Source organism: Chryseolinea serpens (genome assembly GCF_900129725.1).
GTDB lineage: Bacteria > Bacteroidota > Bacteroidia > Cytophagales > Cyclobacteriaceae > Chryseolinea > Chryseolinea serpens.
In genome coordinates this window covers 1,504,338-1,517,616 of the sequence record NZ_FQWQ01000001.1, presented here as the reverse complement: position 1 = coordinate 1,517,616, position 13,279 = coordinate 1,504,338, and the positions used below count along the sequence as shown (strand labels likewise).

11 protein-coding genes are annotated in these 13,279 nt (G+C 52.0%); 4 read left to right on the top strand and 7 right to left on the bottom strand.

Going from position 1 to position 13,279, the window contains the following annotated elements; all coding sequences use genetic code 11:
• Positions 1-8: 8 nt before the first annotated feature.
• The 5 genes from BUB30_RS05875 to BUB30_RS05855 form a co-directional block, all read right to left on the bottom strand.
• Positions 9-1,118, bottom strand: a complete 1,110-nt coding sequence (locus BUB30_RS05875) for a D-TA family PLP-dependent enzyme (protein WP_073131899.1) — start codon at positions 1,116-1,118, stop codon at positions 9-11.
• Positions 1,119-1,121: 3 nt separating this feature from the next.
• Positions 1,122-1,592, bottom strand: coding sequence for a RidA family protein (locus tag BUB30_RS05870; protein ID WP_073134833.1), 471 nt, complete (start codon positions 1,590-1,592; stop codon positions 1,122-1,124).
• 377 nt (positions 1,593-1,969) lie between these two features.
• The gene (locus tag BUB30_RS05865) at positions 1,970-3,283 is read right to left on the bottom strand and encodes a gluconate:H+ symporter (protein ID WP_073131898.1); all 1,314 of its coding nucleotides are present in this window, start codon (positions 3,281-3,283) and stop codon (positions 1,970-1,972) included.
• Positions 3,284-3,382: 99 nt separating this feature from the next.
• Positions 3,383-3,607, bottom strand: a complete 225-nt coding sequence (locus BUB30_RS05860) for a hypothetical protein (RefSeq protein WP_073131896.1) — start codon at positions 3,605-3,607, stop codon at positions 3,383-3,385.
• 52 nt (positions 3,608-3,659) lie between these two features.
• Positions 3,660-4,661 carry a 3-oxoacyl-ACP synthase III family protein gene (locus BUB30_RS05855; protein ID WP_073131894.1) on the bottom strand — a complete coding sequence of 334 codons (1,002 nt, stop codon included), beginning with the start codon at positions 4,659-4,661 and terminating at the stop codon, positions 3,660-3,662.
• Between the two features lie 669 nt (positions 4,662-5,330).
• Between BUB30_RS05855 and BUB30_RS05845 the strand changes: the two genes are divergently transcribed.
• Positions 5,331-6,839 carry a hypothetical protein gene (locus BUB30_RS05845; RefSeq protein ID WP_073131891.1) on the top strand — a complete coding sequence of 503 codons (1,509 nt, stop codon included), beginning with the start codon at positions 5,331-5,333 and terminating at the stop codon, positions 6,837-6,839.
• A 20-nt stretch (positions 6,840-6,859) separates the two neighbouring features.
• Entirely contained in the window at positions 6,860-7,420 is a 561-nt protein-coding gene (locus tag BUB30_RS05840; protein ID WP_143164778.1) for a hypothetical protein, read from the top strand.
• 160 nt (positions 7,421-7,580) lie between these two features.
• Here BUB30_RS05840 and BUB30_RS05835 read toward each other — a convergent pair whose 3' ends face one another.
• Entirely contained in the window at positions 7,581-7,958 is a 378-nt protein-coding gene (locus BUB30_RS05835) for a hypothetical protein (RefSeq protein ID WP_143164777.1), read from the bottom strand.
• A 183-nt stretch (positions 7,959-8,141) separates the two neighbouring features.
• The gene (gene surE, locus BUB30_RS05830; protein ID WP_073131886.1) at positions 8,142-8,879 is read right to left on the bottom strand and encodes a 5'/3'-nucleotidase SurE; all 738 of its coding nucleotides are present in this window, start codon (positions 8,877-8,879) and stop codon (positions 8,142-8,144) included.
• An 89-nt stretch (positions 8,880-8,968) separates the two neighbouring features.
• On the opposite strand from surE, the gene BUB30_RS05825 reads away from it, so the two are divergent.
• Both BUB30_RS05825 and treS read left to right on the top strand, forming a co-directional pair.
• Positions 8,969-9,877: a diacylglycerol/lipid kinase family protein gene (locus tag BUB30_RS05825; RefSeq protein ID WP_073131885.1), complete on the top strand. Its 909-nt coding sequence runs from the start codon at positions 8,969-8,971 to the stop codon at positions 9,875-9,877.
• 18 nt (positions 9,878-9,895) lie between these two features.
• Positions 9,896-13,255 (top strand): maltose alpha-D-glucosyltransferase, encoded by a 3,360-nt coding sequence (treS, locus tag BUB30_RS05820; protein WP_073131883.1) that lies wholly within the window; start codon positions 9,896-9,898, stop codon positions 13,253-13,255.
• Positions 13,256-13,279 lie beyond the last annotated feature (24 nt).

The window sequence follows — 13,279 nt, the reverse complement described above, 5'->3', positions numbered from 1 at the left end:
TACTCAGATCAAACCGTGATCTTCCGGTTGCGCGACAAAGTGGTCCAATAGCCTTTAACCTTTTGGTCCTCCACGAAAGCCACGCGGTCGTGTAGGGCGATGGTGGGGCAGATGTGATAGGGCACGCCATACAGGACATCGCCCACCGCATATTCTTTTCCATCTTCCACTTTCAGCACCATGTGCTCTTCGCTATGGCCCGTGGGTTGCAGGGCGCCGCCATTGAGAAAGGTTACCCGGCTGGTCAACGGATTTTCGGAAGCAATGGATTTGTGCCCCAGGTCAACGCAAATGATGCCGGGTGCCGGTTTTGAAATGACGCGGGTCACCACCAGGGCGGCAAATTTATAGTTTTGTTCTTTGAGGGTGCCGGCATAGCCGCTGTCCCAATAGATATAAGTCCCCGGACTGCATTCGATCGTCTTGCGTTTTGAATGGATCGAATAGGTGGGTGTGCCGCCGGCGACGATGGTGAGGGTCCTGCCGCTCTCTTTCCGGAGGTCGGCTTGCAATTTTTCTACTGGGGCGAATGCTTCATCGCAGCGTTGTGTGCGCACCGCCATATCGGTATCGCGGAGGTGGCCGTCGTAGGCATGGAGGCCAACGATGGTGATGCCCTCAAAGGCCTCACAGGTTTTGAAGAGCGCGAACGCATCGCCCGGTGCAATCCCTGTGCGGTTCATGCCCACGTTGAGGTCGATATAGACTGGGATGTTCTTCTTTCGTTCCAGGAAAATATCGGAGAGCTGTTTCGCCGTAGTGGCATTGTCGATCAGACAACTGAACGCTGTTTTCGGAAATCGCTGAACCAGCTCGGCGAGCCGCACGGCCTTTGGGCCAACGGGCTGATAGGCAAGTAACACATCGGGTGCACCCACCGTGCCCAGCATCTCCGCTTCAGCGATCGTTGCGCACTTAAATTTCTTTATCCCTGCCGCCAGCATCATCGCCGTTACCTCAGCTGACTTGTGTGTTTTCACATGCGGTCGCAACCGCGTCACATCGTCGATGCTGTTCACGAGGGTTTTGATATTATCGATAACACGGTCTGTATACACGGCCACTGCCGGCGTATCCAATATGTCCGCGTTTTGAAGCGTAAACCAATCCGTTTTCATAGCCTATGCAAGTTCAAACATGGCCTCAATCTCCACGGGAATGTTATCCGGCAGCGAGCCCATTCCCACAGCGCTCCGTACGCCGACGCCGTTCTCCTCACCCCAAACCTTCGCGAACAATTCGCTACAGCCGTTGATGACGAATGGATGCCGTTCAAAGTCGGGTGTGCAATTCACCATCCCCAACACTTTGATCACGCGTTTGATCTTATTGAAACTGCCGAGATTCTGCTTCAGCGTCGCCAGAATGGCAAGCCCCACTTGTTGTGCAGCGAGTTTACCTTCCTCCATGGTCATGTCCTTTCCAATGCGGCCGATGATGAGACTTTTGTCTTCCTTCACGGTGCCGTGGCCGGAGACATAAACAAAATTGCCCACGATCAAAAAGGGTTTGTAGACACCCAATGGCGTAGGGGCAGGAGGCAAAGTGAGACCGAGTTTTTCGAAATTTTGATCCGGGGATGTTGGTGACATAATGTATTGCGAGGTTAGAAATGTTTCGATCAAAAGTAGTGAAAACAGCTGCAAGAAGCCAGGAGTAACATGATCAGCACTGATGGGAGTTGGGCGCATGGAGCTGCGGTTTTGTTTGTGTGCGGGGTCAAAAAAACTTTGTTGGTGGGACACCAACGAAGGGGTGATTGCTGAAATCTTAATGATGAGGAGCATCATTAAGAACGAATATCCCAAACTTGTGGTGATGAGCATAGCGAATCCTTGGCTCTTGTTCCCACCTTTCAAATTAAGTCGTAACAAGTTCACCTGGGCCATTGACTCCACTACAAAAGCACTGACTACTGACTACTGGCTACTGAATTCCAACTCCTGGATTCTGGCTCCTGACTCCTGATTCAAATGAGCGCATTCAAAATCATCACCCCAATCAATCCCGCGACGGCTACAATCGTTTCCATGATCGACCATGATTTTATCGTGTCGCGGATGCTGAGCCCGAAATACTCTTTGAAGAGCCAAAAACCTGCGTCGTTCACGTGCGAGAACATGAGACTACCGGCTCCAATCGAGAGCACCATCAGTTCGGGGTTGACATCCGGTCGGCTCATGACGGGCATGATGATGCCCACGGCCGTGAGTCCGGCTACTGTTGCTGAACCTACGCACACGCGAATGAGGCACGCCATAGCCCATCCCAGAACAAGTGGGTGGACATCTATGCCGTTTAGTAAGTCTCCAATCTCCTGGCTGACGCCGCTGTCGATGAGGATTTGTTTCAGGGAGCCTGCGCCGCCCATGATGAGGAGCAGCATGGCGATGTCTTTTATCGATTCGCCATAGATATCCATGATGCGTTTCATCGACATGTGCATGCGCAGCCCCAGCGTGTAGGTGGCCACGGCCAGGGAAAGGATCATGACAATGGCAGGATCGCTCAGGAATGCCATCACGGCTTTCAAGGGGCCGCCTTCAGGCACGGCGCCACTGGCAAAGGTGGTGAGTCCGAGCAGAAGAACGGGAAGCAAGGAAGAGAAAATGCTAACGCCCAGGCTGGGCAACTGATCTTCGGGTAAGGGTTCCGACTTGAAGGTGCGCAACATGGGCGCGTGGATATTTTTTAATGCTTTCGAAAACAAAGGGCCGGCCAGGATCACGGTGGGGATGGCGATGAGCACGCCATACATCAACGTCTTCCCCATGTCGGCGTGAAATGCGCCCACCAGTGCTGCAGGTGAGGGGTGAGGCGGCAGGAAGCCGTGGGTCACCGACAGGGCGGCCAACATGGGCACCCCGGTGTATACAGCGGGCAGCTTGAATTTTTCGGCGACGGAAAAAATCAACGGGATCACCAACACAAAACCGACGTTGTAAAACAGCGGGATGCCGATGATGAATCCGGTGATCATGAGGGCCCACTGAATGTAGCGCTCACCAAAAAGTTTCATGAGCCCGGTGGCGATTTGTTGGGCCGCGCCGCTGTCGGCCGTGAGTTTGCCCAGCATGGCGCCACACGCCACCACGATGATGAGGGAGCCCAGCATGTCGCCCATCCCTTTCTGAATGGACCCAGTGATCTTTGCCGGTTCGATCCCCAGCAGCAATCCCGCCAGGATCGCGATCAGCAGAAAGGCGAGGAATGCGTTAAGCTTGAGACGAGTGATAAAAAGAACCAGGAGCGCAATGCAAAACAGGATGATCAGTATGGACATGTACGTGCGGTCTTAGGGAAAGATTAGGATTCGGACTTCAAATGAAATGTAAGGAAAAAATCCAATTGAACCGGTAGCGCAACCGGATGAATGCGCGGATCAGAATTTATCCGGTATCTGAATGATGCGGACCACCACTTCGTGTGGATCGCCATCCTTGTCCAGCAGGCTGAATTTCACCATCGGATTGTCGCGGCGGATGTTGCTCTCCACGTGGATCACCTGGTTGTCTTGGAGGTGTTTCTCCAGCTCCTTTTGAAGACTGTGGAGTGCATTGGCAAAATCCACTTCAAGCGGGCTGGGGTTGTAGGAGGTGGTCTTCATGATTTTTAAATCGGGTAGTTTTAGGTCAAAACCTGGTTCAGTAAGGGAATCATCACCACCGGAGCAACGCAGAAGCCCAGGTGAAACCGCTGCCAAAAGCAGCTAAACAAATTAAGTCATTTTCCTTGATTTTCCCTTCGGCCCAGGCCTCGCTCATGGCAATGGGTATGGAGGCGGCCGTGGTGTTGCCGTAGCGCATAATGTTGTTATACACCTGGCTGTCGGTCAGGGCCAGCTTTTCCTGTATGTATTGGCTGATGCGTAAGTTAGCCTGGTGGGGCACCAGCAGGTTGATATCTTCCTTTTTGAGGTGGTTGGCGTCCAGGGCCTCGTTGATCACTTCCATGAAGCGCACCACGGCGTGTTTGAACACCTGGTTGCCATTCATCACCACCTTGAACGTCGACGTGTCGGTGATCTGGTCGGGCTGCCGCTCCGCGTGGGGACGGCTGCTGCCAGGGTCTTTCACATACAGCTCCTCGGCAAAGTTGCCGTCGCTGTGGAGGTGGGTGGAAAGGATGCCGGGCTTGTCGGATGGTTGCAGGATGGCCGCCCCGGCGCCGTCGCCAAAGATCACGGCCGTGTTGCGTCCACGCGTGGTGATGTCCAGGGCCGTGGATTGAATTTCGGCTCCGATCACCAGGATGGTCTTGTACATGCCGCTCTTGATAAACTGGTCGGCTACCGAAAGGGCATAGATGAATCCCGAGCAGGCGTTACGTATGTCGAGGGCGCCGATACGACCGTCGAGACCCAGCTCGCGTTGCAGCAGCACGCCGCTGCCGGGGAAGAAATAGTCAGGGGTGATGGTGGCGAAGACGATGAAGTCGATATCCTTTTCGGTGAGTTTTGCGCGCGTCAGGGCCATGCGGGTGGCCTTGGCGGCCATGTTGGCAACGGTGTCCTTGGCGGGATCCATCCACCGGCGTTCCTGGATCCCCGTGCGCTCAATGATCCACTCGTTGTTGGTGTCCATAACGGTGGAAAGGTATTGGTTGGTGATGACGGTTTCGGGGACATGGTGGCCGAGGCCGACTATTTTGGAATAGCGCATTCGATTGTTTTTAGGGAACGCTAAGGTAACAAATGTTGCCTTAATGGCCTGATCCTCCAGAAAGGAATTCCAGGGGCTATCGGCTCGTTTTCTGGCTTCAGGGCCTCAATGGGTGTGTAAATCGTAACCGAAATAGAAACAGGTCAGGAAGTCTGTTGTCCAGCGGCCACGAAATGTGGTTGAGGATGCGTCAGAGGGTGGCCCGAAATCCCGTCCTTTTCGCGGGGAAAATCAGGCGTTGTGGTTGATAAAGAATTTAATGATCTTCGCTTATATCCATATGGATAGTTTTTGATCCTCTGATTTCCGGTAGCGGTTTGCTACGGGAAGTGATCAGATTTTTAAACTGAATCTTCAGCCGGGATTAAAACAACACTTATGGATTTCATTACTTATGCTACCAGGCTGGAATATCTGATCGATCTGGCCAGGAAAGACAAAATTCCCTCCCCTCATATCCTAGGAAAGAAGTTTGAGTGTTCTGAACGAACCGTTCGCCGGATGATCAATGTCCTGCGCGATAAAGGCTTTGTGATCAAATACGACGCAAAAAATCAAAAATATTCCTGCCTTAAATCGTGACGGACAAGTTTTGTCCGCGCGGGAACCTACTATTGTACAGCTGATGACCTTCCAGCATTTCATTAATCCTTAACCCCCAAAAGTATTATGAAAAGCATGGTAAAGATTTTTGCTTTCACACTGGTCACAGCAGTTCTACTGGCTTCATGTGATCCCCATGAAACACAACCTTCGGACCTCGCCCGATCGGATGCTGATGGCGATCTCAAAGTAATGTTTGCGAGATCGCTGGCCAAAGCCGTGGCCTCGGAACCTGCTGTGAGGCGCTTTCTGAAAACGGAAGCGCAAAAGATGATGGATGAAGACTATGATGTTGTCTATCAGTTGGTGAAAGACACCAAGTTGGGCAACAATCGCACCTTTCGAGAAAACTTACTGCCTTATTTTTCTTCGGAAGGTGATCTGGTAAAGATAGAAGACAGGCTTCCACTGTTGACCATTTTTGTGCCCATTTTACCGGAAGGCACCTTTTCGGCAGAAGCCTGGGATGTTGAAAGCCAGATCCCTGACGTAGCCATCCGGTTGCGAGGGACAAATGAAATCCCTATTGTGAAAGCTACCGGAGAGCAAATGATCCTTGAGCCTGACCTTATTCCGGGATATCCGGTCATCGTTGTTAAAAATAATGAGCGGCTGATTACGGAAAAGCAATCCGGATATCAGGACATGCAGACGACGCGAATACTAAAAGCGCCAAATGGTCTTTCTTACAGATTTGTAGATGATGTTTTTGATCGCTATCTACCAAAGCCGTCACCCAAGGAGGCCGGTGAGCAGCGCCTTACCAAGCCTCATCAGAAACTGAAGGAGGCATTCAATATTTACGGACATGCCGATGGCTGGCAGCGGGACTATATTTATTACGGCATAACACCGACTCATCCCAACGGACAATTTTCCTATGATTTTAAAGAATACATCACTTCTTTTTTATTTACTGGTGATGCACTTCTAGTCTACTATAAAATATCGGAGCAGACCGGAGATCCTGAGATTAAGTCGGGCAAAAGATCTTCGGGTTGGACAGATGGTTTTTTTGAGATCAGGTGTACAGCCGTGATTCAAGCCCAAAATGGAGTCGGTAACGAAATAAAAAGCAAGTTTCTACCCTATGGTCAGGATTTGTTTGATGTAGTTTATAAGACAAGCAAAAGAGGGATTTGGCCGTTTCGATATACATATTATTCAATTGGATCCGTAACGGCAAAGCTGGTGTTAACCAATATGCCATTGGTAAATTGGGACCTTTACGCTTATGCAGCAACGTTTAGAATTGATGTCGAAGAGGTTGATAATACAGAAGTCATCAAGTATTCGAGAATGGAAACGGTTGAATTCGCAACCAATTTTGATGTCCAGGCGACGATCCTAAAAATTGGGTTAAAGTTTGGAGGTAGTATGAGAAGAACAATTACTAACACAATAGAGACCAGCACAACAAAAGAGAGCGACGAGCTTGGGCAGGCCACTGTAAATTTTGCAGATAAAGTTTTAATAGGACAAACTCAAAATTTGTTGGTGTTGCCGTATTATGCTACGCGCGAGTACTATAACGATATTTTCTCAATAAGCATTGAGCCTAGAGTTGTTCAGTGATGATAATACATTTGAAACGTATGAGAAAATTAACAGGAAATTTTTTATTGTTTTTAGGGATCATCGCCATTTGTATAGCATGTCAGGACAAAGATGTTAATCCTGCGGAGGTTCCTCCATCCACAAAGCTTGATGGAACATATGACGTTGTCCGTATTACCTCCGACTACCCCGTCGATTTGGATCGTGATGGCAGCCTAAACGTTGATTTGCTTACAGAGACGCAGGAAGCCGGCAGAGCGTCCCGTTACTATGTAGAATTCAAAACTGAAATTCATGATCGAGACCCTGTTTTTTATGATCAAGAGATTGATCTGTGGATTCCCTTCACCAACGTTTTTAAAGACGAATCCGGCAATTTTCTGGATGTGAAATACGGCTTCACAAATTTACTGGCAAGATACCGATACGACGAAACAACCGGCCAGATATCTATCCAGGGAAATCTCGGGAATGGCGAAATAATAGGCGGCCGCCTAATTTCCGAAGACACCCTCTCGATGCAATTCAAGGCTGACTTCTACTCCACGAAAGGATGGGAAACACTACCACTGACCGGAATTTATAAACGGAGACCCTGAGCAAAACACAAAAAAAGTTGTTCGAAAATCTCGCTGCAGACATCTCGTCTGGAAAGACCCTCAAACAACTTTCCATTCGGCGGTGAACGGTTCCAACTAATATCTAAACCCTCTCACCGGGAATTGACGTTACGAAATCTTTTTCATAAAAGATTTGAGATCAATTTCGGGTCGGTTTGCCATCGGAACCGAAATGGTAGGTTCTCATTTTTCCACCGTTTTGGATTTGAAGGATGTAATGGTTGTTGCTCTTGTCTTTATAAAGCATTCCGCTTTCCCAACCTTCATATTCCGGCCCTTGCAAAGTACGCTTCAGCGAAGCGGGGACTTCGGAGGCCTCCAGGTGGATCATGTTCTTTGTATCGATTTTGCTGGTTGACGGATCCACAGCGTTCTGACTTTCCGGTTGCGGAGGCGCTACTTGTGGCGTGCTTTGCTGGGGCGTACTGCGTTGTGGCGTGCTGGTCGTGTCCACCTGGGCGTAGGTGATGGCGGACGCCAGGAGCAATCCTGCTCCCAAAAACATTAGCTTTTTCATGGCGTTATTTTTTTAAGTTTCACATTTCCTTTGCCTTACCCCGCAAAAAAAAATGCCGGTATTAAAACATTGAATACGACACATCAGAGACGTGTTTATGCAAACGGTCGTAGATCAAATAAGCAATCTGTTGATTTGTGGAGAATAATCTCCACAATCCAGGGGCGACGGAATGGAAGGAAGCTATTGCACCGGCGTCTTCTGCAGGACGGCCATCAACTCTTTTTCGTTCGTGAGGTCGAGCCGCAGGGGTGTGATGGAGACCAACCCTTTGTCTATCGCCCAGCGGTCGGTGCCTTCTTCGGCGTCTTCCAAGGGCACCACGGTGAACCAATAATGTTTGCGGCCCATCGGGTCGGTGCCGGGCACGATCTTGCCGTCGTATTGTTGCACGGCCTGGCGTGTCCATTGAATGCCGGTTGGGTTGGGGGGAAAGTTCACGTTCGCCAGGGTTAGGTTGGCGTTCTCCAGCAGCAGACCCAGAACTTTCTCGACATATGGCTCCAGGGCTTTGAAATCGGGTTCGGTCTTGCCGACGGGCGTGCTCAGTGCAATACCTTTCATACCGAGCAGGGCCGCCTGTTTTGCGCCGGCCAGGGTGCCCGAATGCCACATGGAATTGCCCAGGTTCAGCCCCATGTTGATACCCGACAGCACCACATCGGTTTGAGCCCATAAGTGCGAGCCCAGCGCCACACAATCGGCGGGCGTTCCATTCACGCGATAGGCCTCCAGCCCCTCGAAATTCACGGGCGACTTTTTATAAAACAGCGGACGCGAGGCTGTAATGGCATGCCCCATGGACGACTGCTCCACATCCGGAGCGACCACCCTAACCTCGCCAAAACGCGCAGCGATCCGCGCCAGCGCCGCAATGCCGGGACTGTAAATGCCGTCGTCGTTTGTTACCAGAATGCGCATTTGACGTGATCATTTTTTGTGTGAAACCATCTCCACACCGCTATTGGCATGCAATTATCTTCCCACAATTCGACAAACAAACCTCATACATGAAATTCGTTGAGCTGATACACAACCCAAAAGCCGGAGAAGGAGAAAATACGATGACCGAGATCGTTGCGCTCTTGAAAGAGGAAGGCTACGACTGTAGCTATTCTTCCACACCAGAGCTGGAGGAGGGCAAGAAATTCACCAAGGAGGTGGACCTGGTGGTTATTGCCGGCGGCGACGGCACCGTCCGCAAAACGGCCACCTATCTCCTGGGCAGCCGCTTGCCTTTGGCCATCCTGCCCATGGGCACGGCCAACAACATTGCGCAAACCCTCGCCATCAAGGGCGGCTATCGAAACATCATCCGCCACTGGAAAGACAGCAAATCGGTTTCTTTTGACGTGGGGAAGCTGGAAGGTCTGAAAAAGCAAACCTTTTTCCTGGAAGGCCTGGGCTTTGGCGTGTTTCCAAAGTTGATGGACGAGATTCACAGTCAAAAGAAAAACAACGGCACCCCGGAAGAGAACATGCGTGCAGCCCTGGAGTTGCTTCGCGAAATCGTGCTCACCTACAAAGCAAGACCTTGCACCATCGAAATCGACGACGCGCGCTACACGGGCACCTACATCCTCGTGGAAGTCATGAACATCAGCTCGATCGGCCCCAACCTCAGGCTGGTGCCATATGCCAATCCCGGCGACGGGGAATTTGAGGTGGTGCTCATCGCGGAATCGCAGCGCGATCAGTTTGCCGAATACCTCCAACGCAAGATCCGGGGCGTGGAGGAGCCCGTGTTCTTCAGCATACTCAAAGCAAAACGACTGAAAATATTATGGGAGGGAAAACGCGTCCACGTGGATGACACCTTCATTACGCTGGACGAGCCGACCGAAATAGACATCACCCTTCAACCGGGTGGACTGTCTTTTTTGGCGGGAGAGGAATATGGACCGGAAAAAGGAAAGTGAACGCTAAACACCAACATTATGGAAGAGAAGAAGGAAAGCGACAAAAATATTCATTGGTATAAAGATGCGATCATCTATGAACTGCACATCAAAGCTTTTCGCGACACCAACGGCGACGGCATTGGCGACTTCGGCGGCCTGCTGGAAAAACTCGACTACCTCAAAGACCTCGGCGTCACTGCCATCTGGGTGCTTCCGTTTTATCCTTCGCCGCTGAAAGACGATGGCTATGACATCGCCGACTACTACAGCATCAATCCCGCCTATGGCGACCTGGACCAATTCAAGCTCTTCCTGAAAGAGGCGCACGACCGCGACCTGAAAGTGATCACCGAACTGGTCATCAACCACACCAGCGACCACCACCCGTGGTTCCAACGCGCGCGCCTCGCTCCGAAGGGCTCACCCCACCGCGACTACTATGTCTGGACGGACGACCCCACGCAGTATAAGGACGTGCGCATCATTTTCCAAGACTTCGAAGTATCCAACTGGACGTGGGACCCGGCCGCACAACAGTTCTATTGGCACCGCTTCTTTTATCACCAGCCCGATTTGAACTACGACAACCCGCGGGTGCAGGAGGAGGTGTTCAGGATCATCGACTATTGGTGTGGGATGGGTGTTGATGGCTTCCGCCTCGATGCCGTGCCCTACCTCTTTGAACGCGAAGGCACCAACGGCGAGAACCTGGAGGAGACCCACGACTTCCTGAAAAAACTCCGCGCCCATGTGGACGAATATTATCCCGGAACCCTGTTGCTGGCCGAAGCCAACATGTGGCCCGAAGACTCGGCTTCCTATTTTGGCGACGGCGACGAGTGCCAGATGAACTATCACTTCCCCCTGATGCCCCGCATGTTCATGGCCTTGCAAACGGAAGACCGCTATCCCATCACCGACATCTTCGAACAAACCCCCGCTATACCCGACAACTGCCAGTGGGCCATTTTCCTGCGCAACCACGACGAACTGACCCTGGAGATGGTGACTGACGAAGAGCGCGACTACATGTATCGCGTTTATGTGAAAGACCCCAAGGCGCGTATCAACCTTGGTATCCGCCACCGCCTGGCCCCGCTGATGGCCAACAACCGGAGCAAGATCGAGTTGTTGAACTACCTGCTGTTCTCCCTGCCCGGCACCCCCGTTATTTATTATGGCGACGAGATAGGGATGGGCGACAATTTCTACCTGGGCGACCGAGACGGTGTTCGCACGCCCATGCAATGGTCGTCGGGACGGAACGCCGGCTTTTCAGAGACCAACCCACACCAGCTTTATCTGCCCGTGATCCTCGACCCGGACTATCACTACGAGTCGGTGAATGTCGAGATCCAAAGCAAGAACACGTCGTCGCTGTTGTGGTGGATGAAGCGCCTCATCAACAAAAGAAAACAATACAAGGCCTTTAGCCACGGTGATCTGAAATTCATCCACTGCGAAAACCCGAAAATATTGGCGTTTGTCCGCCAGCACCAGGAAGAAGTGATCCTGGTGATCGTGAACCTTTCGCGCTACATCCAACCGGCAGAGCTAGACTTGCAGGACTTCCGCGGCTATGTGCCCAAGGAAATTTTCAGCAACAACAAGTTTCCCTCCATAAAAGATGACGGCAACTATTTCTTCACGATGGGCGCGCATAGCTGTCTCTGGTATGCGTTGGAATTGGCCCATCCCAACATCGACCGCAAGGTCACCCTGCCGCATGTTAAAGTGAAAGCCTGGGCCGATCTCACCCACCGGCCCATGCAAGAATACCTTTCCGAAAAAGTATTGCCCGACTATATCCTGAAGATGCGCTGGTTTGGAGGCAAAGCCCGCGTCGTCGAGAACTTCCGCATCGTGAACCAGGCGCCAGTGCCGTTAAAGGATCACGGCATCGTTGTGTGGCTCATCGAGGTGACGTATCAATCCGGGCTCGCCGAGTTGTATCAACTGCCCGTAGCCTTTGGAAGGGGAGCCCTTGCGGCCAAGCTAAAGGACGGATGCCCGCAGTCCATTATTTGCACGTTGACCGTGCACGGCGAAGAAGGCATTCTGTATGACGCGATCTACGGCCTGGAATGGCAGGAGGTGATCTTTAAGAACCTGGCGGCAAGCCATTCGCTGTCGTGGAAGGAGGGCGCGCTGCGGTTTACGGGCAACGACGCCCTGCACCGGTACGCGTCCACCCTAAACCAACTGAAGCCCCGCGTGCTGGGGGTGGAGCAAAGCAATACCTCCATCATCTACGACAACCGTTTTTTTCTGAAGCTCTACCGCAAGGTCGACCGCGCCATCAACCCCGACGTGGAAATTTCGCAGTACCTCGGCGACAAGGTGAATTTCAGGAACGTGCCCGCCTTTGTGGGCAAGATCGAATGGCGCATCGGCAAAGAGACGATCGTGCTGGCCATGATGCAGGAAATGGTGGAAAGCAACAGCGATGCCTGGGCCTACATGCTGGACCGCCTCGACGATTTCAATGAAAAGGTGCTCACGGAAAGTGAAGGCACCTTCCTGCCGCCCCTGGAAGGAAGTCTTTACAACCCGGTGTCGTATGAAGAAGTGCCAAAGGAAATGCAGCAGTTCATCGATGCCTCATTAGCCGAACGCGTGAGGCTGTTGGGCAAGCGCACCGCCGAAATGCACCTGGCGTTGGCCCATGAAACGTCCGATCCCGATTTCAAACCCGAGCCGTATTCGCTGCACTATCAGCGTTCGTTGTTCTCGGGGTTGCAGACGTTGGTACGCGCCACCTTCCAAAGCCAGCAACGCCACCTCGCTACTTTGGCGCCGGAGGTCAGGCAACAGGCCGAAGCGGTGTTGGCACGGAAGAGTGAGATCATGCAAACCTTCCGCAACATCTATAAAAAGAAGATCGATGTGATGAAGATCCGCATCCATGGCGACTACCACCTGGGTCAGGTGTTGTTTACCGGTCGCGATTTTGTGATCACCGACTTTGAAGGCGAGCCCGCCCGCAGCTTTGGCGAGCGAAGACTGAAACGGTCGCCCCTGCGCGATGTTGCCGGGATGATTCGGTCTTTCCACTACGCGGCCTATGGAAGCTTGTTCCTCGACAACCAGATCCGCAAAGAAGACCATGCGCTGCTCATCCCGTATGTGGAGCAATGGTATCACTACATCAGCGGATTCTTTATGAAGGCCTACCGGGAAGCCGTAGACGGTGCGCCGTTTATGCCGGCCAACCCGGAAGACCTGAAGACCCTGATGACCACTTTTCTTTTGGAAAAAGCCATCTACGAATTGAACTATGAAATGAACAACCGCCCCGATTGGCTGATCATCCCCCTGCAAGGGATCCAGGAGATCCTGCACGACGCAGACGAAAACAGGGTGCCGGCCGAAGAGCCGGTGGAAGCCGATTACTAGCCGTTGGCAGGACGGTGCGCGTTA